This window comes from Streptomyces sp. JN8 (assembly GCF_055808075.1).
Genome location: NZ_CM147852.1, coordinates 2,166,157 through 2,188,487, shown reverse-complemented (window position 1 = coordinate 2,188,487; position 22,331 = coordinate 2,166,157). Strand labels below are relative to the sequence as shown.

General features: G+C 74.9%; 21 protein-coding genes. 14 read left to right on the top strand and 7 right to left on the bottom strand.

Annotation, left to right across the window (positions count from 1 at the left end; genetic code table 11):
• Positions 1–384: 384 nt before the first annotated feature.
• Complete coding sequence (locus tag ACY0MR_RS09440; protein ID WP_473560249.1) at positions 385–1,506, top strand: BREX system ATP-binding domain-containing protein; 1,122 nt, start codon at positions 385–387, stop codon at positions 1,504–1,506.
• The gene (locus ACY0MR_RS09435) at positions 1,503–3,443 is read left to right on the top strand and encodes a LuxR C-terminal-related transcriptional regulator (protein ID WP_473561750.1); all 1,941 of its coding nucleotides are present in this window, start codon (positions 1,503–1,505) and stop codon (positions 3,441–3,443) included. The genes ACY0MR_RS09440 and ACY0MR_RS09435 overlap by 4 nt, the downstream gene beginning before the upstream one ends.
• A gap of 115 nt (positions 3,444–3,558) precedes the next feature.
• On the opposite strand, the gene ACY0MR_RS09430 is transcribed toward ACY0MR_RS09435, so the two are convergent.
• From ACY0MR_RS09430 to ACY0MR_RS09420, 3 genes are all read right to left on the bottom strand, one after another.
• Positions 3,559–4,245 carry a response regulator transcription factor gene (locus ACY0MR_RS09430; protein ID WP_361858234.1) on the bottom strand — a complete coding sequence of 229 codons (687 nt, stop codon included), beginning with the start codon at positions 4,243–4,245 and terminating at the stop codon, positions 3,559–3,561.
• A complete protein-coding gene (locus tag ACY0MR_RS09425; protein ID WP_388803220.1) occupies positions 4,242–5,192 on the bottom strand; it encodes a HAMP domain-containing sensor histidine kinase in 951 nt (316 codons plus the stop codon). Before ACY0MR_RS09425 ends, ACY0MR_RS09430 begins: the two co-directional genes overlap by 4 nt.
• Before the next feature lie 233 nt (positions 5,193–5,425).
• Complete coding sequence (locus ACY0MR_RS09420; RefSeq protein WP_388803217.1) at positions 5,426–6,856, bottom strand: flotillin family protein; 1,431 nt, start codon at positions 6,854–6,856, stop codon at positions 5,426–5,428.
• 25 nt (positions 6,857–6,881) lie between these two features.
• Between ACY0MR_RS09420 and ACY0MR_RS09415 the strand changes: the two genes are divergently transcribed.
• The gene (locus tag ACY0MR_RS09415) at positions 6,882–7,028 is read left to right on the top strand and encodes a hypothetical protein (RefSeq protein ID WP_473560246.1); all 147 of its coding nucleotides are present in this window, start codon (positions 6,882–6,884) and stop codon (positions 7,026–7,028) included.
• 109 nt (positions 7,029–7,137) lie between these two features.
• Here ACY0MR_RS09415 and ACY0MR_RS09410 read toward each other — a convergent pair whose 3' ends face one another.
• Positions 7,138–7,632, bottom strand: a complete 495-nt coding sequence (locus tag ACY0MR_RS09410; RefSeq protein WP_388803214.1) for a hypothetical protein — start codon at positions 7,630–7,632, stop codon at positions 7,138–7,140.
• Between the two features lie 159 nt (positions 7,633–7,791).
• On the opposite strand from ACY0MR_RS09410, the gene ACY0MR_RS09405 reads away from it, so the two are divergent.
• Positions 7,792–8,193 (top strand): BlaI/MecI/CopY family transcriptional regulator, encoded by a 402-nt coding sequence (locus tag ACY0MR_RS09405; protein ID WP_388803427.1) that lies wholly within the window; start codon positions 7,792–7,794, stop codon positions 8,191–8,193.
• Between the two features lie 5 nt (positions 8,194–8,198).
• Entirely contained in the window at positions 8,199–9,200 is a 1,002-nt protein-coding gene (locus ACY0MR_RS09400; protein WP_473560244.1) for a M56 family metallopeptidase, read from the top strand.
• Positions 9,201–9,236: 36 nt separating this feature from the next.
• Here ACY0MR_RS09400 and ACY0MR_RS09395 read toward each other — a convergent pair whose 3' ends face one another.
• Together ACY0MR_RS09395 and ACY0MR_RS09390 are read right to left on the bottom strand one after the other, a co-directional pair.
• Positions 9,237–9,692: a tellurite resistance TerB family protein gene (locus ACY0MR_RS09395; protein WP_473560242.1), complete on the bottom strand. Its 456-nt coding sequence runs from the start codon at positions 9,690–9,692 to the stop codon at positions 9,237–9,239.
• Positions 9,693–9,815: 123 nt separating this feature from the next.
• On the bottom strand, positions 9,816–11,063 hold the full coding sequence (locus tag ACY0MR_RS09390) for an SLC13 family permease (protein WP_473560240.1): 1,248 nt from the start codon (positions 11,061–11,063) through the stop codon (positions 9,816–9,818).
• 152 nt (positions 11,064–11,215) lie between these two features.
• Between ACY0MR_RS09390 and ACY0MR_RS09385 the strand changes: the two genes are divergently transcribed.
• From ACY0MR_RS09385 to ACY0MR_RS09365, 5 genes are all read left to right on the top strand, one after another.
• Positions 11,216–11,905: a GntR family transcriptional regulator gene (locus ACY0MR_RS09385; RefSeq protein WP_473560237.1), complete on the top strand. Its 690-nt coding sequence runs from the start codon at positions 11,216–11,218 to the stop codon at positions 11,903–11,905.
• A 260-nt stretch (positions 11,906–12,165) separates the two neighbouring features.
• Positions 12,166–12,597: a cell division protein SepF gene (locus ACY0MR_RS09380; RefSeq protein ID WP_388803202.1), complete on the top strand. Its 432-nt coding sequence runs from the start codon at positions 12,166–12,168 to the stop codon at positions 12,595–12,597.
• A gap of 55 nt (positions 12,598–12,652) precedes the next feature.
• Positions 12,653–14,077 carry an AAA family ATPase gene (locus ACY0MR_RS09375; protein WP_404082005.1) on the top strand — a complete coding sequence of 475 codons (1,425 nt, stop codon included), beginning with the start codon at positions 12,653–12,655 and terminating at the stop codon, positions 14,075–14,077.
• Complete coding sequence (locus ACY0MR_RS09370; protein WP_388803196.1) at positions 14,074–14,487, top strand: nucleotide pyrophosphohydrolase; 414 nt, start codon at positions 14,074–14,076, stop codon at positions 14,485–14,487. Before ACY0MR_RS09375 ends, ACY0MR_RS09370 begins: the two co-directional genes overlap by 4 nt.
• A gap of 127 nt (positions 14,488–14,614) precedes the next feature.
• Complete coding sequence (locus ACY0MR_RS09365; protein WP_388803193.1) at positions 14,615–15,100, top strand: DUF6099 family protein; 486 nt, start codon at positions 14,615–14,617, stop codon at positions 15,098–15,100.
• A gap of 49 nt (positions 15,101–15,149) precedes the next feature.
• On the opposite strand, the gene ACY0MR_RS09360 is transcribed toward ACY0MR_RS09365, so the two are convergent.
• Positions 15,150–15,413 carry a hypothetical protein gene (locus ACY0MR_RS09360; RefSeq protein WP_473560234.1) on the bottom strand — a complete coding sequence of 88 codons (264 nt, stop codon included), beginning with the start codon at positions 15,411–15,413 and terminating at the stop codon, positions 15,150–15,152.
• 248 nt (positions 15,414–15,661) lie between these two features.
• Here ACY0MR_RS09360 and ACY0MR_RS09355 point away from each other — a divergent pair, with 248 nt between their 5' ends.
• The 4 genes from ACY0MR_RS09355 (at position 15,662) to ACY0MR_RS09340 (ending at position 21,877) form a co-directional block, all read left to right on the top strand.
• On the top strand, positions 15,662–16,585 hold the full coding sequence (locus ACY0MR_RS09355; protein WP_361863353.1) for an LLM class F420-dependent oxidoreductase: 924 nt from the start codon (positions 15,662–15,664) through the stop codon (positions 16,583–16,585).
• Positions 16,586–16,598: 13 nt separating this feature from the next.
• Positions 16,599–17,516, top strand: a complete 918-nt coding sequence (gene mmuM, locus ACY0MR_RS09350) for a homocysteine S-methyltransferase (RefSeq protein WP_388803187.1) — start codon at positions 16,599–16,601, stop codon at positions 17,514–17,516.
• Between the two features lie 285 nt (positions 17,517–17,801).
• Positions 17,802–19,310: a 3' terminal RNA ribose 2'-O-methyltransferase Hen1 gene (locus ACY0MR_RS09345; RefSeq protein ID WP_473560231.1), complete on the top strand. Its 1,509-nt coding sequence runs from the start codon at positions 17,802–17,804 to the stop codon at positions 19,308–19,310.
• Entirely contained in the window at positions 19,307–21,877 is a 2,571-nt protein-coding gene (locus ACY0MR_RS09340) for a polynucleotide kinase-phosphatase (protein ID WP_361862609.1), read from the top strand. The genes ACY0MR_RS09345 and ACY0MR_RS09340 overlap by 4 nt, the downstream gene beginning before the upstream one ends.
• Positions 21,878–22,331 lie beyond the last annotated feature (454 nt).

Here is a 22,331-nt window from a genome sequence, read left to right as displayed (position 1 = left end):
TGGTCACCGCCGTGCATGGGTGCCGACCGTACCCGTGCGGCCCCCATTTCCCTCAATACGGTGGAACCGAAGCAATGGCCGAAGGAATACGTCCGGAATCCGTGCGACGAGATCCGCTGTACAAATATGGCGGCCCCCGTGTTAGCGTCGGGATCCTCGGAGGTGTGGGCCGTTCACCGGTGTTCGGGGGATCGGCGTGGAGGACTTCGATCGATCTCCACGTCGTCTGAAGAAGGCATTTCCAGTAGGACGGCGGCGTTTCGGGCCATGACCTGAAAAGGGCCTTGACGGCGTCGGCTCCACAGCTTTTCCGTTTGACCTCCCCCTGCCGAAGTGGCGACCTCGTCCGAGTCATTCCACTGTTCGGCAGGGAGGTGTGGGGCGGTGCCCAAGGAGCTGTTCGGCAGGAGCGGGGAATCGAAGACCATCATCGAGATACTGGCCGCCGCGAGAGCGGGCGCGGGCGCCGTGGCCCTGCTGGAGGGCATCATCGGCACCGGCAAGACCTCGCTGCTGCGCTGGGCCGAGGAGACGGCCCGCGACGAGGGGATGCTCGTCCTCTCCGCCACCGCGTCACCGGCGGAGCAGCGCTTCCCGCTCGGGGTCGTGCACCAGCTGCTCGGGACGCTGCCGGACACCGCCCACGACTGGGACCGCACCTTCGCCGCCTACGGCGAGCCGCACGAGGGCGGCCGGGTCCAGCCCGACTACCCGCTCCTCGCGGAGCTCTGCGCGAGCGTGGGCCGGGCCGCACGGCGCACCCCGATCCTGCTGACCGTCGACAGCGTCCAGCACGTCGACTGCCCGTCGCTGCTGTGGCTCGGCTTCCTGAGCCGCCGTCTGGAGAACCTCCCCGTCGTCCTGCTGGCCACCAAGCGCTGCGGCGAACCGGCCAGCGACCAGCACCTGCTGGTCGAGTTCATGGAGGGGCTGCGCCCCGACCGCCACATCCACCTGAGCGACCTCAGCCCGAGCGCCGCCCTCGACCTGGCCACCTCCCTGTGCGGCCACGGCCACGGCCACGAGGCCGTGGACGCGCTCGTCGCGGGGACCGGCGGCAACCCCTACCTGCTGACCGAGCAGATACGGACCGGCCCCGCGATCCGCTCCGGACCCCTCGTCCCCGCGGGCGCGGACCACGGCGCCGGGCCGGCCGGTCCCCGCGGCGGGGCCGGCCCGCGCCGCAGACGGCCCCCGGATACCCGGCGTTCTCCGCGCACCCCGGCTACCCCGCCCTGCCCGCGCACCCGGCCGAGGGGCGCGCCGGCCGGACCCCGGGCGCCCCGCCGGACGAACGACTGGGACTCCAGGCCGTCAAGGAGCGCATCCTGTGCATGCTCCGGCGGATCGACCCGCACGGACTGGACATCGCCCGCGCCGCCAGCATCCTGCGCGGCCCGGTGGACGCCGCCCTCCTCGCGGACCTCTGCGGCGTCCCCACCGAGGACGCGTGTCGATGTATCAGCAGACTCACCGAGTCCGGACTGCTCTGTCCCCACGACATGAAGTTCCGCCACCCCCTCCTCGCCGGACTCCTCTACCAGGACATCCCCTGCGCCGAGCGCGCCGAACTGCACCGGCTCGCCGCCCGCAGGATGCGCTACCGCGGCGACCCGAGCGAGGACGTCGCCGCCCATCTGCTGCGCTCCCACCGCCTGGACGAACCCTGGATGGCGCAGCTGCTCATGGAGGTGGCGCAGGGCGTGGTCGAGCACGACCCGGCGGGCGCCCGCCGGCTCATCGAGAAGGCCGTGCTGCACGGCGTCCCCGCGGGGCACGAGCGGCGGGCGGAGGCCCTGCGGATCCAGGCCCTCAGCGGCCTCGACCTGCCCGCCGCGGCCCGCGCCCTGACCGCCCACTCCTCCACCGTCACCGCGCCCGCCGAAAGGTTCCGGCACGCCCTGCGGCTCTCCTACCTCAGGCTGCGCCTGGACGACACGGCGGGCGCCCTGGAGGTCCTGGAACAGGCGCGGCGCGAGACGGAGGGCACCCTCGGCCCGACCGCCGCGGCCCGGCTCCGCGAGGCGGTGGCGCAGGTACGGTTCCACGACGGCGGCCGCGCGCCCGGCACGGGCGAGGGACACCCCGGCGACGACGGCCACCGGGCCGGGGACCGCGCCCCCGGCGGCGACCCCCGCGCCGAGCCGGCCCACCCCCTCCACGGGCGCCACCACCCCGCCGAGGAGGACCGGCTGCTCCGGGTCCTGCTGCTGCGCACCGCCACCGGCGACTCGGCGTCCGCGGCGCGCCGGATCGCCGACCGGCTGCTGTCCGTCCCCCGCGCCCCGTACGGCTCCGCCCGCTGGTACCAGGCCCTGCTCGCCCAACTGTGGGCGGGCGACGCGGAGGAGGCCCGGCGGCACATCGACACCGAGGTCGGACTCGCCCGCGCCGACGGCCGCGCGACCCGGATCGCCGAGGCCCTCGCCGTACGCGGTCTGGTGCAGCTGCACCGCGGCCAGCTGGCCCGGGCCGAGAGCGACGCCCGCGAGGCGCTCGACCTGCTCACCCGCATCCGTGCCGGACGGTTCCACGTGGGCCCGCTCGCCCGCAGCGTGCTCATCGACGTCGCCCTGGAACGGGACGACGTCGCCGCCGCCGGGGCCCTTCTCGACGATGCCCCGCCGCTGCCCGGCGACCGGCCGGTCACCTGGTGGCGGCTGCACCTCCTGCACAGCGCCGGCCGGGCCCTGGGCCGGCTCGGCGAGGCCCGGCGCGGCCTGGTCCTCCTCGCCCACTGCGAGGAGGAGCTGACCCGGCGCGGGATCACCAACCCGGCGGTCCTCCCGTGGCGTTCCACCCGCTCCGCCCTCCAGCTGGCCCGCCGCAACGTCACCGCGGCCCGCCGCGCCGCCCAGGAGGAGACCGCGTCGGCCGAACGCTGGGGTGCTCCCTTCGCGCTCGGCCGGGCCCTGGTCGCCGAGGCGGAGGCCGGCTCCGGCCGCGAGGCCCTGAGGCTCGCCGACCGCGCCGTGGAACTCCTCGAACCCACCCCCTCCCCGCTGCTGTTCGCCCACGCCCTGTACGCGGCGGGCCGCGCCCACCGGCAGGGCGGCACACCCCGCCGGTCCCGCGAACTGCTCCACCGCGCCAACGAGGTCGGCATCTCGCTCGGCGCCGACGGCCTGGTGGAGGCGGTGCAGCGGGAGCTGCGGGACGCGGGCGGCCGCCCCGACCCGCGCAAGGACTCGGCGGAGTCGCTGCTCACCCCCACCGAGCGCCAGGTGTCCGAACTGGCCGCCCGCGGTCTGAGCAACCGCGACATCGCGCGGCTGCTCCAGGTGAGCCTGCGGAACGTCGAGTCCCATCTCACGCACTCGTACCGGAAGTTACGCATCAGCGGCCGCCACGAGCTGGCGCGCTTCTTCCCGGCCGACGATCCCCCGGATCCGGCCCCGGTCCTGCTCTACCAGCCCCGGACCGCGCTGACGGCCAACCCCTGAGGAGCACCCCGCCGGCCGGGCCGCGCGCCCGGCCGGGGGGGCGGGTCCGTCCGCGCCTCAGGGGGTTGTCCTGTCGATCAGGCCCCGCGAGCCCGGCCTGGTCGGCAGGACAACCCTAGGGTTCGATCAGCCCGACCCGGATGGCGTACCGGGTCAGCTCCAGGCGGTCCCGCATGCCCAGCTTCTGGAGGAGGTTGGCGCGGTGGCGTTCCACCGTCTTCGGGCTGATGACGAGGAGGTCGCCGATCTCCTTGGAGCTGTGGCCCTCCGCGACCAGCTTGAGGATCTCCTCCTCGCGCTCCGTGACGGCCTTGTCGGGCAGCGGCCTGCCCTGCTCGGCACGGTCGAGGTAGGTGCGGATGAGGGCCGTCTCCGCGCCCGGGTAGATGAAGGGCTCGTCGCGGACCGCGGCCCGGCACGCCTCCACCAGGTCGCGGTCCGCCACCGACTTCAGGACGTAGCCGCTCGCGCCCGCCTTCAGGGCCTCGAAGAAGTACTGCTCGTTGTCGTACATGGTGAGGATGAGGATCCTCAGCTCCGGCCGGAGGCGGCTGAGTTCACGCGCGGCCTGGAGCCCGGTCATGCGCGGCATCGAGATGTCCAGGACCGCCAGGTCGACGGCTTCGGAGCGGGCCAGCGCCACCGCCTCCGCACCGTCCGCCGCCTCCGCGACGACCGTCAGGTCCGGCTCCGCGTCCAGGATCAGGCGCACCCCGCCGCGGACCAGCGCGTGGTCGTCCGCGAGGAGGATCCGGGTGGGGGAGGCAGGTTCCGGGGCCGGGGGAGGTGTGGGGGCCGTCATGGCGTCGCCTTACCGCTCGGTGTGCTCAAGTGGACTTCCGTGCCGCCGCCTTCGCCGTCGCGGATCGTCAGCCGCGCGCCGATCAGCAGGGCGCGCTCCCGCATGCCGCTGAGGCCCGCGCCCTCCGGCGCGTGCCCGATCCCGCGGCCGTCGTCCTTGACCAGGAGGCCGACCCCGCGGTGGGGCAGCAGGCCCAGGCGGAGGTCGACGCGGGTCGCGCCCGCGTGCCGGGCGGTGTTGGTCAGGCCCTCCTGCGCCACGCGGTAGAGGACCAGTTCCGTCTCGTGGTCCAGCTTCGGGAGGCCCGCCTCGATGTGGGACCGCACCGTGAGACCCGGCGTGGAGAACTCCGAGGCCAGCGACTTGAGCGCACTGTGCAGGCCCAGCTCCTCCAAGACCCCGGGCCGCAGCCGGCGTGCGATGCGGCGGATCTCGTCCAGGCTCGCCCGGGTGGTCTCCTGGGCCTGGTGGAGCTCCGGGCGCAGCTCGTCCGGGGCGTGGTTCGCGGCGTGCCGCAGCTGGAGCAGCACCGCCGTGAGGGTCTGCCCCACCTCGTCGTGCAGCTCCTGGGCGATCCGCCGCCGCTCCTCCTCCTGCGCCGAGAGGGCGCGTGCGGTGCTCGCGGCCCGCTCGGCCTCCAGCCGGTCGAGCATCGTGTTGTAGGTGCGCGTCAGGTCGGCGAGCTCGCCGCGCCCCGCCACCTCCGCGCGCCGCCCGGGCCGCAGCAGGTCCGCCGTCCGCATCGCGCGGGTGAGGCGCTGGAGCGGCGCCAGGCCGAGACGCAGCAGCAGGGCGTTCGCGAGGAGCATCGCGACCAGGCCCGCCACGAGCACGATCGCCTCACCCGCGAGGACGGGCGTGGAGACCGTCACCGGGCCCAGCAGCAGGAGGACGGCGACGATGAGCACCGAGGCGTTCAGGAGGAAGATGCGCCAGTACAGCGACATGTCTCGCGACTCTCTCCCTTGCCTGCTCCGAGCCCCTGACCTGCGACGGGACCCATGTCCCCGCCTCATCCTGACCAGTTTCCGGCGTCTTGTCCATCCGTGCCGGCACCCATGCCCCGGCCCCCGGGTGGCGGTGGGCCGCCCGTCGGGCGTACCCGGGCCGGCTCCGCGCGGGGTCGCGGGTGAGCGGGTGAGCGGGGGATCATCCGCTCACCCGCGACCGTCCGGGGCGCTCAGCCCGCGATCTCGATCGACTCCGCCGGCGGTCCCGTCCGCTCCGCGGGCGGGTTCTCCGCCTGCTTGCGCGTGATGCCCTGGAGCAGCTGCGCGAGGTCCACGCCCGTCGTGGCGGACAGCAGCTCCACGCCCTGCGCGACGTTGTCCGCGACCGTACGGGACAGCTGACCCGCCCCGTCCGTCGAGATCACCGTCATCTTCTCGACGGCCGACAGCGGCTCCGAGGCCTTGGCCACGACCTGGGGCAGGACCTCGACGAGCATCTGGAGGACGGCCGCGTCCCCGTACTGGGCGTAGGCGTCCGCCTTCTTCCGCATGGCCTCGGCCTCGGCGGAACCCTTCGCGGCGATCGCCGCGGCCTGCGCCTCGCCCTCGATGCGGACGGCGTCGGCGAGGGCCGCGCGGTGGGCCTTCTCGCCCTCACCGGTGAGCCTGGCCCGCTGGGCGTCCGCCTCCGCCTCCTTGACCAGCCCGATCCGGCGGGCCTCGGCCTCCTGCTCGGCCTGGTAGCGGGCGGCGTCGGCGGGCTTGCGGACCTGGGTGTCGAGCTGGCGGTCGGTCAGCGCGGCCTGGCGCTGGGCGACCTTCTCCTGCTCGCCCAGGATGTCCTGCTGGCGGGCGGCCTCGGCGAGCGGGCCGGCGGCGTTCGCCTGGGCCGCGGCCTCGTCCGTCTGTGCCTTGATCTCGGCCTGCTTCAGGTAGAGGGTCCGCTGGGCGATCGCGATCTCCTCCTCCGCCTTCAGCCGCGCCTGCTCGGCGGCGCGCCGTGCGACGGCCTCGGCGATGTCCGCCTCCTGCTTGGCGCGGGCGGCCTCGGGCCGGCCCAGGTCCTCCAGGTACGAGCCCTCGGTGGTGATGTCCTGGATCTGGAAGGCGTCGAGGACCAGGCCCTGACCGGAGAGGCTGGCCTCCGCCTCCTCGGCGACCTGCCCGGCGAACGCGGCCCGGTCCCGGATGATGTCCTCGACCGACATCCGGCCGACGATGGAGCGCAGCGCACCTGACAGGACCTCCTGGGTGAAGCCCACGATGCCGTTCTGCTGCATCAGGAAGCGCTGCGCGGCCGCGCGGATCGAGTCCTCGGTGCCGCCGACCTTGACGATCGCGACGCCCTCCAGGTTGGCCTTCACCCCGCGCAGGGTGACGGCGCCGCGGACCGCGACCGGGATGTGCCGGCTCGACAGGTCGAGGGTGAACTTCTGCTGCACGAAGGGGACGACGAACACGCCGCCGCCGACCACGACCTTCTGGCCGCTGTTGTCGGTGAACACCCGCCCCGTGGCCGGGTCGGTGGCCTTCTTGCCCCGTCTGCCGGTGATGATGAAGGCCTCGCTGGGGCCGGCCACCTTGTAGCGCGTGACGACGACGAGGCCGAGCAGGACGACGAGGACGACTATCCCCACGACGGCGGTCAGCACAGGGCTCATGCGGGAATCCCTTCGATGAAGCGAGATGAACGAGGTGAACGAGGTGAGCGAGATGAACGAGGTGAGCGAGGTGAGCGAGGTGAGCGAGGTGAGCGAGGTGAGCGAGGTGAGCGAGATGAGCGAGATGAACGAGGTGAGCGAGATGAACGAGGTGGCCGAAGCGGCCGGGTGACGCGTGCGGCACGGGCGGCCGGACGCGCCGGGGGACGACCGCGCACCGGCAGCCCGCACGCGGGACGCCGTACTCCGGAGGCCGTACGCGGGACACCGATCGGAGGGGGTCAGCGCTCCACGGGGCGGACCGTGACCGACGTGGGCGACAGCACCGACTCCACCCACACCTCGGCGCCCCGGGCCACCGGCGCCGCCGCCTTCGCCGCGTACTTCACCGGCTGGCCCGCCAGATGGAGCAGGACCTCGCCGTAGCCGCCGGCCGGGATCGCCGTGACGACCGCCCCCGCCGTACCCCGAAGGTCCTCGCCCCGGGGTGCGGGCGCGCCCCCGTCACGGAGCAGCGCCCGGCTGAACCACCAGGTCGCCCCACCCGCCAGGGTGCCCGCGGCGATGCCCGTGAGGGTCGCGACGACCGCTCCGGCGCCCGCCGCTCCCGTGGCGAGCGCGCCCGTGAACCCGAGGGCCGACACGAATCCGGCGATCACCGGGAGCGAGAGGAGGCCGTCGAGGCCCCCGCCGACGGCCTCCAGGACGCCGTCGAAGACGAGGGAGAGCGCGAGGACGACGAGACCCGCGATGCCCAGTCCCAGAAACCAACCCATGTGCCGATCCCCCTCGCGCCGCTCGTTCCTCCGCTATTCCTGAATTGTTCCATGTAGGGGGCATGTAGGGACATGGGTGCCGACACCCATTGACTCCCGGGGGCGGCCGGGCCGTTCAGTACGATGGGCTGCTGTTCCTACGTGGAGGAGGGCGTCGTGGTGGAGCGGGACGAGGGCGGAGCGGAGCCCTCCGCGCGCCGGCGCGGACAGGGCGAGCTGGAGTCCCAGGTGCTCGCCGTGCTGCGCGAGGCGTCCGAGCCGGTGCCCGTGGCCTGGGTGCGGGAGCGCCTCGGCGGCGGCCTCGCCTACACCACCGTCATCACCATCCTCACCCGCCTCCGGGCGAAGGGCGCCGTCGAACGCGAGCGCGACGGCCGGTCGTTCCGGTGGACGGCGGTCGCCGACGAGGCCGGGCTCGCCGCCCTGCGGATGCGCAAGGTGCTCGACGCGGAGGCGGACCGGCAGGCCGTCCTCGCCAGCTTCGTGACCGGCCTCTCGCCGAACGAAGAGCGACTCCTTCGTGAACTGCTCGCCAAGGCCGCAGAGGAGGAGGAAGGCTAGCCGCCATGGGAGTCTTCGTCTTCCTTCCCCTGGTCCTTCCGCTCACCGCCTGGCCGGTCGCCCGCCTGGCCGAGCAGCGGCTCCACCCCCGCACCGCGACGCGCCTGCTGGCCGCCGTCGCCGGTGTCTCCGCCGTGTGCAGCACCCTCTGCCTCGGCCTGCTCATGATCGTGGGCACCGCGCAGCTCCCGGGCAACCCGCTCCCGGACAGCTGGTCCGACCCCGATGTGCGCGCCGCCCTCCCGTACGACGAGATCGCCGGCCGTGCGGCCATCCCCGCGCTTCTCGCCGTCCTGGTCTCGTGCGCCGTGACGGCCTGGCGCCAGGTGCGGGTCCGGCGCCGGGTCGTGGCGGCCCTCGCCGGCCTTCCGCGGACGCCCGTCGCCGTCCTGCCGGACCGCACCCCGTACGCGTACGCCGTACCGGGCGGCGGACCGCGCGGCCGCCGCCGCGCCGGCGGGGAGGCCCGGGGCCGCGGGGGAGCGGTCCGGGGCCACGGTCGCGTGGTGGTCAGCACCGGGATGCTCGCGGGCCTCGCGCCCGCCGAGCGACGGGCCCTCTTCGCGCACGAGCGGGCCCATCTGGCCGGGCGCCACCACCGGCACCTCCTGACGGTCCATCTCGCGGCGCGCGCCAACCCGTTCCTGCGCCCGCTGCGCACCGCCGTCTCCTACACCGCCGAGCGCTGGGCCGACGAGGAGGCGGCCGCCGAGGTCGGCAGCCGCCGCTCCGTCGCCCGGGCGATCGGCAAGGCCGCGCTCCTCGCGCCGCGCTCGCCGGCCGCCGGGCTCCCCGCCCTGACCGGCGGGGACGCCGGTCCGGTGCCCCGGCGGGTGGCGGCCCTGATGCGGCCGGCGCCCGCGGGGCGCGCGTGGCCCCCGGCGGGCACGGCCGTGGGCCTCGCCGTCTGGTGCGCCGCCTGCGGGGCGACGGTGTCGGCGCTGTCCTCGGCGAACTCGGCGGTCACGCTCTTCCTGGTGCTGCGCGCCGCGGCCGCGCCGATGTGACCGGCGGCGCGCCCGCGTGGCGCCCGTACCCGAGGCTCAGAGGTCGAACTCGTGCGGCGGCAGGTCCAGGGTGAAGCAGGCCTCGCGGACGACGGCCTGCTCCGTCTTGTCGAAGTCGCCGTCGGCGCCGCCGATGACGATGCCGATCTGGACGATGGCGCGCGCCTCGGCCGGCTTCTTCTTCGCCTTGGCGATCTCCTGGAGCACGCTCACCTTGCCGAAGTCGAAGTCGGCCGTGAGCTTGTCCAGGTTGGCGTCGAAGCGGCGCTGGAGGTCGAGCGCGTCGAAGTTCTGCAGGACCTCGTTGGTCGAGATGAGCTGGGCGACCCTGCGCCGCTCGGCGGGGTCGATCGTCCCGTCGGCGGCGGCGACCAGCGCGCACATGGCCATGCTCGCGTCCCGGAACGCGCCGCTCTTCAGGTCGTTCTTCTTCGCCACCAGCTGGGTCTGCATCGTCGATGCGGATTCCTTGAGGCGGTCCCACAGGGCCATGAGTACTCCAGGGGTCGAGTTACTTCTACGGTCTTGTAGAACGTAGCAGGGGGGCATCGAGTTCCCGGGTCCCTCCACCTGGCCGGCAGCCGGGTGCATCCCCCGCCCGGCAGTCGGCTGCCGTCACGTGCCGAACAGGTGGAGCGAGCCCCAGAGCGCCACCGTCGAGACCGCGAGCGCCGCCGGAACGGTGAGGAGGCCGAGACGGCTGAACTCGCCCAGGCCCACGGGGTGGTCGTGGTCGTGGGCGATCCGGCGCCACAGGAGCGTGGCGAGGGAGCCGGCGTACGTGAGGTTGGGGCCGATGTTCACCCCCAGCAGGACGGCGAGCACCGCGCCCGGACCCGAGGCCGCGGCGAGCGGCACCAGGGCGAGGGTCGCCGGGATGTTGTTGATGAGGTTGGCCAGGACGGCGGCCACGGCGGCGACGCCCAGCAGGGCGGGCAGCGAGGTGCCGTCGGGGAGGACGTGGGCCAGGACGGAGCCGAGCCCGTTGTCGACGACCGCCCGGACGACGATCCCCAGGGCCAGGACGAACGCCAGGAACGGCAGCGCCGCCGCGCCCACGATCGCACCCGGGGTCGTGGTGCGGCGGACCAGGGCCCGCACGGCGAGCACCCCGGCGCCCGCCGCGGCCGCCCACGCCGGGTCCACCCCGGTCGCCGAGGCGAGGGCGAAACCGCCCAGGGTCCCGGCCACGGTGAGCAGGGCGAAGAGGGGGACGGGCGCGGGCGGCGGGGGATCGGTGGGGGTGGCCGGGGCGGCCAGGTCGCTGGCGAAGAAGCGCCGGACGACGACGTACTCCACGGCGATCGCCGTGAGCCACGGGAGCAGCATCAGCAGCGCGAACCGGGTGAAGCCCAGACCGGTGGCCGTGAACGCGAGGAGGTTCGTGAGGTTCGAGACCGGCAGGAGCAGCGAGGCCGTGTTGGAGAGGTGGGCGCTCGCGAAGGAGTGGGGTGCGGGCCGGGCTCCCATCCGGCCGGCCGTCGCGAAGACGACGGGGGTGAGCAGGACGACGGTCGCGTCGAGGCTCAGGACCGCGGTGATCAGCGAGGCGAGGACGAAGACGGCCCCCAGCAGCCGCTGCGGCCGGCGGCGGGCCCAGCGGGCCATCCACGTGCCGCAGGCGTGGAAGAGCCCTTCGTCGTCGCAGAGCTTGGCGAGGACGAGGACGGCCGCCAGGAACCCGATCACCGGCCCCAGCCGCTCCGCCTCCTCGCGCACGGCCCCGGAGGAGACCGCGCCCACGGCGAGCACGGCGCCCGCGGCCGGCACGGCGAAGACCGCCTCGGGCAGGCGGAAGGGCCGGGCGACGGCGCAGATGAGCACCACGGCCAGGGCGAGTACGGACACGACGGGAGCGAGCATGCGTTCGATCATCCGGGTTCGGTCGGCGGGGCTCCGCCGGGGGGTGCCCGGCGAGCGGCACGAGGCCGGGCGCAACCGGCTCCGTCCGCGGCCCCATCAGGAGAAACGTGACATTGTACGATGCTCCCCCGTGACATCTCGGAGGACGCACGATGGGTGACCTGAAGCAGTACGGCCTCGTCAGGGCCCAGGAGCGGCTCCGCGACCAGGTCGGGCACGCCCTCCGCGCCGCCCTGATCGCCGGCGAGCTCCGCCCCGGCCAGGTCTACTCCGCCCCCGGACTCGCGAGCGACCTCGGCGTCTCCGCGACCCCGGTCCGCGAGGCCATGCTCGACCTGGCCCGGGAGGGCCTGGTCGAACCCGTCCGCAACAAGGGATTCCGGATCACCGAGGTCAGCGAGCGGGACCTCGACCAGTTCACCGAGCTGCGCACCCTGATCGAGGTCCCGACCGTCGGCCGCATCACGAGGACGGCCGACCGCGAGCGACTGGAGGCGCTGCGCCCGGTCGCCCAGGAGATCGTCTCGTGCGCCCGGGCGCACGACCTCATCGGCTACCTGGAGGCGGACCGCCGCTTCCACCTCGCGCTCCTCGCGCTCTCCGGCAACGACCGCCTGGTCGAGACGGTGGGGGACCTGCGCAAGCGCTCCCGCCTCTACGGCCTGACCGGTCTGGACGAGGCCGGCAGGCTCGTCTCCTCCGCCGAGGAGCACCTGGAACTCCTCGACCTGATGATCGCCGGGGACGTCTCCGGCGCGGAGGAGTGCATGCGGCGCCACCTCGGGCACGTGCGGTCGCTCTGGGCCGACGCCCGCGACGAGCCGGTCGGCCGACCGGGGTAGGCGCTCCCGAGGCCGGCCTCCCCGGCTCCTCGGCCGCCTCCGCGAGGTCCTGCCGGAGCCGTCCGGGAGCGCCGGGGAGCGGAGTTGACGGACATCCGGCCGCACCCCGGGAGCCGGGCGCGCCGCCGCCGGCCCCGCGCGGCGAGCGGCCGTGACCTGGAAAGGCCTGGTCCGGGGCGCGAAGGGGTGAACCTGTCCCGGCACGTCATCCCCTCGTGTCGTTGTTGGGCCGAACGGGTGAGGAGCGGGAGGATGTCCCCATGAGTAGGTACGAGAGGTACGACGTCACCGACGAGCAGTGGGAGGGCCTCGCCCAGGTCGTGCCCCTGCGCGGCCGTGACGAATGGCCGTCCAGGGTCGACCACCGCACGATCCCCGAGCAGTACGAATCCGCCGAGCACCGCCGCATGGTCGTGCTCCGCGTGCAGGTGTTCGCCGACGCCCGCGAGGTCGCCGAGTACCTCATCGCCCAGATCCCGGTGCTCCTCGACCTGACGAGCGCCGACACCGAGGTCGCCAAGCGCATCCTCGACTTCAGCAGCGGCGTGGTCTTCGGCCTGGGCAGCGGCATGCACCGCGTCGACCGGAACGTCTTCCTGCTGGCTCCGGCCGGCACGGAGGTCGAGGGCGCGGAGGGCGAGGACGAGGAGAGCATGGTGGACGGCAGGACCGCCGGCGTCCCCCGATCGTAGGAAGGTCATCTAGCCGTAACGGTTCGTCAGGGAACGCACTGCGTACGGTCCGGGCATGGACCTCACCGGTGGCTTCACGCTCGACCACTCCGACTCCCCGGCCGCGCCCCGCTCCGGCACCCCGTCCCCGGGGGCACCGTCCACCGGCGTTCCCGCCCCGGGCGCCCCGCCCCGGCTGCCGGCCCAGGGCGGGGCCGGGCGACGGGCCCGACCCGGCACCGACGCGCCCCCGCGCGCGGGAGCGGGCGACCGGCCCGGACTCGCGGGCGGGGCGGCCGAGGCCCGCGGCCGCGCCGGCGACGGCGGGGCGGGCGTCCGCGCCGGAGCCGGGACCGCCGACGGGCGAGGCGGCGGAGGACTCCGCGCACGGCCCGCCGTCACCGAACTCCGCCTGTCCGCGTTCGCCCGGCACCGCTCCGCGGCGCACCGCCTCGGGCCGGTCACGCTCTTCACCGGACCCAGCGGCAGCGGGAAGTCCACCACCCTGCGCGCGTACGAGGCGCTGGCCCGGCTCTGCGCGGGCGACACCCTCGGCGAGGTGTTCCCCGACGCCGCCGACTGCGTCCCCGAGCGGGCCCGCCCCGACGCCCAGGGCCGGCGCGGCTTCCGCGTCGGGTGCACGGTCGACGGACCCGAGGGCCCCGTCCACCTCGACCTCGCCGTCCAGGTCGAACCCCGGCTCCGGATCGTCGGCGAGCGGCTCACCGGCCGCGGCCGCACCCTCCTCGCCACCGCCCTGCGCGACCCGGGCCGCCCCACCGTCCAGGCCGAGTGGCACACCGCCGGCAGCACCCCCGTCACCCGGGCGCCCTTCCCCGACGACCTCCTCGGCACGGCCCTGCTGCCGCTGCGGGTCGCGGGCAAGACCCCCGGGCAGCTGGAGGTCCTGGCGGCCGCCGAGCAGGCGGTCGTCGGACTGCGGTCCGCCTTCGCCTGCGACCCCCGACCCGCGAGCATGCGCACCCCGGTACCGCCCGGCGAGGGGCGGCTGCGGCGCGGCTGCGGCAACCTCGCCGAGGTCCTGCACCGCACCCACACCGACTGCCCGCGCCGGCACCACCGACTCGCGGCGGTCGCGGCGGCCGGCTGCGCGGGACCCGTCACCGGAGTCGGCGTGCAGGAGCTCCCGGAGGGCACCGTCCGGGCCGTCCTGGAGCGGGGCGGCCGCCCCGCGACCCCGCTCGCCCGCCTCGGCGACGGCGAACTGCGCTACCTCGCGCTCGCCCTGACCCTGCTCACCGGCCCCGGCGTCCTGGAGATGGACCGGATCGCCGAGGTGCCGGAGGCCATGCAGTCCCTGACGCTGCTCGCCGACGGACTCGACCGGGGGCTCGACGAGCGGCAGGCCGGCGAACTGCTGGCGCTCGCCGCGGGCATCGCCGCCGACGGCCACGTCAGGGTCGCCGGCACGGTCGGGGCGCGGACGGCGGCGCAGGCCCGCCGGACTCCCGGGGTGACGGTGGTAGACCTGGGCACGTGACGGACGACGACGTAGCGGGACTGCAGCGGAGGCTGGCCGAGTTCGCGGCCGCCCGCGACTGGCAGCCCTACCACACGCCCAAGAACCTGGCGGCGGCACTCAGCGTGGAGGCGGCCGAACTTCTGGAGATCTTCCAGTGGTTGACGCCCGAGCAGGCGGAGCGGGTGATGGACGACCCGGACTCCGCGCACCGGGTCGCCGACGAGGTGGCAGACGTGCTCGCCTACCTCCTGCAGTTCTGCGGGGTGCTCGGTGTCGATCCGCTGGCCGCGCTCGCTGCCAAGATCGACCGGAACGAGGTCCGGTTTCCCGCCCGGAAGCGGGGCGGCGAGCCGAAGACCGGAGGAACGGAGGGGGATCCGGGAGGAACGGAGGGGGATCCAGGCGGAGATCGTCACTCTGCGGAGTGATCGGCTTTTCCCCGTCGAGCCTCCTGTCCACAGATTTCCGAAATCCCCTGGTGGTGGGGCTCAGGCCGCCTCACTCTGGGTAGTGGACTCAGTGGGCAGATAAGTCGTACGAACGGGGGCGGCGTTGATGGAAGCGGAACGACTCGTCGCGCTTGGCCGGCACGCGCTGGCGGAGAGCGGATCGGCACAGGACATCGTGGCGGAGGCCTGGCAGGCGCAGGCGCTCGCCCAGGCGATAGGGAGCCGGCTCGCGCTCTGCGGACCGCAGGAACTGCGCGGCGAGGCACGGGGACTGAGCGAGATCGGGGAGTACCCGGCGTGGGGCGCCGGCGGGCCGCGGGCGGCCCGGCTGTCGGAGGTGGCGGACCCGCGCGGGGCGCTGACCGCGCTCGGTGAGCTGCTCGGGGAGGTGGGCATCGCCCTGGTCGCCGTGGCCTGCGCCACCGACGACGAGGGGCTCTACTGGCAGTGCATCGAGGCCATCGACGCCGCCGACGAGTCGAGCGACCGGGTCCGCGGGATGCTGCGGCGCCTCGCCGTGCGGGACGGCGAGCGGGCCCGCCCGCCCGACGCCGCCCGGGACCGCGCGGGCCCGGGGCGGGGCCGGTGGTGAGCGCCGCGCGGCTCGGGGCGCCGGGCCGGGCCGGGCGGGTCTCCCGGTATCAGTGCCCGAGGAGTTCGGGCCGGTCGTCGGCGGGCCGCTCGGGAGCGAGGCGGTCGGCGGCGGACCGGGGGTCGGCGTCGAGTCGGTCGGCGGTGGACTGGAGGTCGGCGTCCAGCCGGTTCAGGTCGGCCGAGAGCGCCGCCATCATCTCCTCCATCTGCTGGAGCAGGCCCTTGGGGGCGCCGGCGCCCTTCTGCTCGGGCACGGTCCGCGGCGCCGGATGTTCGGGTACGGCCTGCTCCGGCGCGGCTTCCTGGGACATGGGGGCCTCCTCGGCCCGGACCCCGCCGCCGAGGACGGGGCCGCGAGAGAGAGCGGCGCACCGGCAGCGGCCGCCGGCACGCGGGCCGGGCGGTCCGGCTCCGCCCGAGCCAACGACGGGTGCGGGCGCCGGTCACTGGCCGGGCCGGACGCCGCCCGCCACGGGGAGGGATATTCACCCGACCGAGCCGGGGGCCACGAGGAGCTGACGGAGAGGTTGACACGCACCCGACGGTGCAGGATGGAGGCATGGATCTTCGCATCTTCACCGAGCCCCAGCAGGGCGCCGACTACGACACCCTCCTCACCATGGCGAAGGCCACCGAGGAGCTCGGCTTCGACGCCTTCTTCCGCTCCGACCACTATCTCGCGATGGGGTCCGCCGACGGGCTGCCCGGACCGACCGACGCCTGGATCACCCTGGCCGGGCTGGCCCGGGAGACCAAGCGGATCCGCCTCGGCACCCTGATGACGGCCGGGACCTTCCGGCTCCCCGGCGTGCTCGCCATCCAGGTCGCCCAGGTCGACCGGATGTCGGGCGGGCGGGTCGAACTCGGCCTCGGCGCGGGCTGGTTCGAGGAGGAGCACAAGGCCTACGGCATTCCGTTCCCGAAGGAGAAGTTCGGCCGGCTGGAGGAGCAGCTGGCGATCGTCACCGGGCTGTGGGAGACCGAGGTCGGGAAGACCTTCACCCACGAGGGGGAGTTCTACCGGCTCACCGACTCCCCGGCCCTGCCCAAGCCGGCGCAGGACCGGATCCCGGTCCTCGTCGGCGGCCACGGCGCGCGCCGCACGCCCCGGCTGGCCGCGCGGTACGCCGACGAGTTCAACATCCCGTTCGCCTCGATCGAGGACAGCGAGCGGCAGTTCGGCCGCGTCCGGGCCGCCGCCGTGGAGGCCGGGCGGGCCCCCGACGACCTGGTGTACTCCAACGCCCTGGTCGTCTGCGTCGGCAAGGACGACGCGGAGGTGGCCCGCCGGGCCGCCGCCATCGGACGGGACGTGGACGAGCTCAAGGCGAACGGTCTCGCGGGGTCGCCCGCCGAGGTCGTCGACAAGATCGGGCGGTACGCGGCGATCGGTTCCAGCCGGGTCTACCTCCAGGTCCTCGACCTGGACGACCTGGACCACCTGGAGCTGATCTCGGCCCGGGTCCAGTCGCAGCTGGGATGAGGGGGGCGAGCCGATGACACCGGACCGTACGTTCGCCGAGGCCCTCGCGGCGGAGGTCCTCGTCCTCGACGGAGGGCTGTCCAACCAGCTGGAGGCGCAGGGCTGCGACCTCTCGGACGCGCTCTGGTCCGCGCGGCTCCTGGCCGACGGGCCCGAGCAGATCGAGGCGGCACACGCGGCGTACGTGCGGGCCGGTGCCCGGGTGCTCATCACCTCCAGCTATCAGGCCACGTTCCAGGGCTTCGCCCGACGGGGCACGGGCCGGGAGGAGGCGGCGCGGCTGTTCGCCCGCAGTGTGGAGCTGGCCCGGGCCGCGGCGGCCGGGGCGCGGGAGGAGGTGTGGGTCGCCGGATCCGTGGGGCCCTACGGCGCGATGCTCGCGGACGGCAGCGAGTACCGGGGACGGTACGGGCTGTCCGTACGGGACCTCGAGGCCTTCCACCGGCCCCGGATCGAGGCGCTGGCGGCGGCGGAGCCGGACGTGCTGGCGCTGGAGACCGTCCCGGACGTCGTCGAGGCGGAGGCGCTGCTGCGGGCGGTGGAGGACTGCGGGATCCCCGTGTGGCTCTCGTACACGGTCGACGGCGGGCGGACCCGGGCCGGGCAGGACCTGGCGGAGGCCTTCGCGGTCGCCGCGGGGAACGACCGGGTCCTCGCCGTCGGGGTGAACTGCTGCGACCCTGCGGAGGCCGGGGCGGCCGTGGAGCGCGCGGTCGCCGCGAGCGGGAAGCCGGCCGTCGTCTACCCCAACAGCGGGGAGCGGTGGGACGCGGCCGCCCGGGGCTGGCACGGCGCCACCGCCTTCGACCCGGCCCTGGCCGTCGGGTGGGCGGCGTCCGGTGCGCGGCTCGTCGGCGGCTGCTGCCGGGTGGGCCCGGCGACGATCTCCGCCCTCGGCCCGACCCTGGCCGCCGCGGAGGGCGGCGGCTGAGTCGGGGCCCGTACGCGGCGCCGTACCGGGCGGCTATGCGGCGCCGGCCCGTGCCCGTACGCGACGGCGGCCCGTGCCCGGGCCGCACTCGGCGGCGGGCCGGGCACGCGTCCGCCCGTTCCGCCGCACGCCCCGTTCCGCCGTGCCCGCCCTGCCGCGTCCGCCCGTTCCGCCGTGCGCCCCCGTCGGGCCGCGGGGCGCGACGGCGGGGCGGGGGTGCCGCAGCGCCGGTGTGCCGGGAAAAATGCCTGGTCGCGAGGGTGGTCGCGGATCATACTCGGACGTGTGTTCCTGACGATCAGTACGACCGGCAACCCGGAGCGTCCCGCGACCGATCTCGGCTTCCTGCTGCACAAGCATCCCGAGCGGGCCCAGACGTTCTCCACCTCGCACGGCACGGCGCACGTCCTCTACCCCGAGGCGAGCCCCGAGCGGTGCACGGCGGCACTCCTCCTGGAGGTGGACCCCGTGGCGCTGGTGCGCCGCGGCAAGGGCAAGGGCCGGGGCGGCGCCCCGGACTCCGCGCTCGCCCAATACGTGAACGACCGGCCCTACGCGGCGTCCTCGCTGCTCGCCGTCGCGCTCGCGAAGGTCTTCAAGACGGCGCTGCACGGCGTCTGCCAGGCGATGCCCGAGCGGGCCGCCGCGCCGCTGCCGCTGCGCGTCGAGGTGCCCGCACTGCCCGCGCGGGGCGGCGCCGAGCTGGTCCGCGCGCTGTTCGGGCCGCTGGGCTGGGACACCGTGGACGCCGAGCCGGTGGTGCTGGACGAGGATTTCCCCGAGTGGGGCGACTCCCGCTACGTGCGGCTGGTGCTGGAGGGCGAGCTGCGGCTCGCGGACGCCCTCAACCACCTCTACGTCCTGCTGCCGGTCCTCGACGACGCCAAGCACTACTGGGTCGCGCCCGACGAGGTCGACAAGCTGCTGCGCGCCGGTGACGGCTGGCTCGCCGGCCACCCCGAGCGGAAGCTGATCACGGCGCGCTACCTGTCCCGTCGCTGGGGGCTGACGCGCGAGGCGAGCGAGCGGCTCGAACTCGTGCGGCTCGCCGAGGCCGAGGGGCTCGACGTCGACGAGGTCGACAACGCGGTGGACGAGTCGACCGACACCGAGGAACGGCCGGTGCCGCTGGCCGAGCAGCGCCGGACGGCGATCCTCGCCGCCCTGGAGCAGGCGGGGGCGAGCCGCGTCCTCGACCTCGGCTGCGGGCAGGGCCAGCTGGTGCAGGCGCTGCTCAAGGACACCCGCTACACCGAGATCGTCGGCGTCGACGTGTCCGTCCGCGCCCTGACCGTCGCCGCGCGGCGGCTGCGGCTGGAGCGGATGGGCGAGCGGCAGGCCTCCCGGGTGAAGCTCGTCCAGGGGTCGCTCGCGTACACCGACAAGCGGCTGACCGGCTACGACGCCGCGGTGCTCAGCGAGGTCGTCGAGCACCTGGACCTGCCGAGGCTCCCGGCCCTGGAGTACGCGGTGTTCGGCTCGGCCAGGCCGCGCACGGTGCTCGTGACCACGCCGAACGTGGAGTACAACGTGCGCTGGGAGTCACTGCCCGCCGGGCACGTCCGGCACGGTGACCACCGCTTCGAATGGACCCGCGAGGAGTTCCGGAGCTGGGCGGCCTCGGTCGCCGAACGGTACGGGTACGGCGTCGGCTTCACCCCCGTCGGCCCGGACGACCCCGAGGTCGGACCGCCCACCCAGATGGCCGTCTTCACCCGCTCGCAGGACCAGGAGACGACCCCCGTGAAGGACCGCACCCCCGGCCCGACCGCCGGGAAGGAGGAACAGGCATGACCACCGAGACCGTGAACCCGGCCGGCACCGCCCGCGCCCGCACCCTGCCCGTCACCGACCTGTCCCTCGTGGTGCTCGTCGGCGCCACCGGCTCCGGCAAGTCCACCTTCGCGCGCCGCCACTTCAAGCCGACCGAGATCGTGTCCTCCGACTTCTGCCGGGGGCTCGTCGCCGACGACGAGAACGACCAGTCCGCGAGCCGGGACGCCTTCGACGTCCTGCACTACATCGTCGGCAAGCGCCTGGCGGCCGGTCGGCTCGCCGTCGTCGACGCCACCAACGTCCAGCAGGAGGCGCGGCGACAGCTCGTCCAGCTGGCCCGGTCGTACGACGTGCTGCCCATCGCGATCGTCCTCGACCTGCCCGAGGAGGTCTGCCGCACGAGGAACGCCGCACGGCCCGACCGCGCGGACATGCCCGCGCACGTCATCCAGCGGCACCGCCGCGAACTGCGCCGTTCGCTGCGCGGCCTGGAGCGCGAGGGCTTCCGCAAGGTGCACGTGCTCCACTCCGTCGAGGAGGTCGACGCCGCACAGGTCGTCCTGGAGCGCCGCTTCAACGACCTGCGCCACGTCACCGGCCCCTTCGACATCATCGGTGACGTCCACGGCTGCCGCTCCGAGCTGGAGACCCTGCTGGGGAAGCTCGGCTACGTCGACGGCCACCACCCCGAGGGCCGCACGGCGGTCTTCGTCGGCGACCTCGTCGACCGGGGGCCGGACTCGCCCGGCGTCCTGCGCCGGGTCATGGGGATGGTCGCCGCCGGCGACGCCCTGTGCGTCCCCGGCAACCACGAGAACAAGCTGGGCCGCTGGCTCAAGGGCCGCAAGGTGCAGGAGACGCACGGGCTCGCCGAGACCATCGAGCAGCTCGGCCGCGAGACCGAGGAGTTCCGGGCGGAGGTCGCCGGGTTCATCGACGGGCTCGTCAGCCACTACGTCCTCGACGGCGGCGACCTGGTCGTCTGCCACGCCGGTCTGCCGGAGAAGTACCACGGCCGGACCTCGGGGCGGGTGCGCTCGCACGCGCTGTACGGCGACACCACGGGCGAGACCGACGAGTTCGGGCTGCCGGTGCGCTACCCGTGGGCCGAGGAGTACCGGGGGCGGGCCACCGTCGTGTACGGCCACACCCCCGTGCCGAACACCTCCTGGATCAACAACACCCTCTGCCTCGACACCGGAGCCGTCTTCGGCGGGAAGATGACCGCGCTGCGCTGGCCGGAGCGCGAACTCGTCGACGTACCGGCCGAGCGCGTCTGGTACGAGCCGGCCCGGCCGCTCGCGACCGAGGCGCCCGGCGGGCACCAGGGACGCCCCCTGGACCTGGCGGACGTGCACGGCCGGCGGATCGTGGAGACCCGGAACCTCGGCAACGTCGCCGTCCGCGAGGAGAACGCGGCGGCGGCGCTGGAGGTGATGAGCCGGTTCGCCGTCGACCCGCGGCTGCTCGCCTACCTGCCGCCGACGATGGCGCCGACCGCCACCTCCCGGGAGGAGGGCTTCCTGGAGCACCCGGCCGAGGCCTTCGCCCAGTACCGGGCGGACGGCGTCGAGCGGGTCGTGTGCGAGGAGAAGCACATGGGCTCGCGGGCCGTCGCCCTGGTCTGCCGGGACGCCGACGCGGCCCGGGAGCGCTTCGGCGTGGACGCCGAAGGGGTGACGGGTGCCCTGCACACCCGGACCGGGCGGCCCTTCTTCGACGATCCCGCCGTCACCGAGCAGGTGCTCGACCGGCTGCGGACGGCGATCGGCGCCGCCGGGATCTGGGACGAGCTCGACACGGACTGGCTGCTGCTCGACGGCGAACTCATGCCGTGGTCGCTGAAGTCGGCCGGGCTGCTCCGCGCGCAGTACGCGGCGGTCGGCGCGGCCTCGGGAGCGGTCCTCCCGAGCGCGGTCTCCGCGCTCGAACAGGCGGTGGCGCGCGGGGTCGAGGGCCTCGACGGGCTGCTCGCCAAGCAGCGGGAGCGCACGGTGGACGCGGCGGCGTTCACCGAGGCGTACCGCAGGTACTGCTGGCCGACCGAGGGCCTGGAAGGGGTGCGGTTCGCCCCGTTCCAGCTCCTCGCGGCGCGCGGGCGCTCGCTCGCGGCCGTCCCGCACGACGAGCAGCTCGCCTGGCTGGACCGGCTGGTGGAGCACGACCCGACGGGTCTGCTCCAGGTCACCCGCCGGCTGGTGGTCGACACGGGCGACGAGGCCTCGGTGCGGGCCGGTGTCGAGTGGTGGCTGGACATGACCGCCGCCGGCGGCGAGGGTATGGTCGTCAAGCCGCTGGCCGCGCTCGTCCGCGACCGGAAGGGCAGGCTCGGCCAGCCGGGCGTCAAGGTGCGCGGGCGGGAGTACCTGCGGATCATCTACGGCCCGGAGTACACCCGGCCGGAGAACCTGGAGCGGCTGCGGCAGCGCTTCCTCGGCCACAAGCGGTCGCTGGCCCTGCGCGAGTACGCCCTCGGCCTCGAAGCGCTCGACCGGCTGGCGGACGGCGAGCCGCTGTGGCGGGTCCACGAGGCCGTGTTCGCGGTCCTGGCCCTGGAGTCGGAGCCGGTGGACCCGAGGCTCTGAGCCGGCTCGGCGGCTGCCCCGCCGACCCGGCCGGGCAGCCGCCGCGCAACCCCCGGGGCCGCGGAAGTTGCGCGGCGACGGGGGCGGAGACCGCGGGCGGGTGTCCCGGCGACGGGGCCGGGCCCGGCACGCCCCCCAGGAGTCGCGGGGCGCCGCGGGGCCCCGCCGGGTGCCCCCGGCAAGGCCGCGCCCGACAGCCCCTCCTCGGCCGGGGGTCTCCGCGGCCCCGGCGCCGCGGAGACCCCCGGCCGTGCGCCCCGCCTCCGGACGCCCTCGCGGAGAACCGCCCCCACCGGGCGGGGATCCGCGAGGGCTTCGCCGTGTCCGCACACCGTCCCCGCAGGGCCTCCACACGCTCCCCGCCGGGTCTCCGTCCCGTCCCGGCGGGGGGCGCAGGGGTGCCGGGGGCGGCGCTCCCCTGCGCCCCCCGTGCCCGTTGACGCGTTTCTTCCGC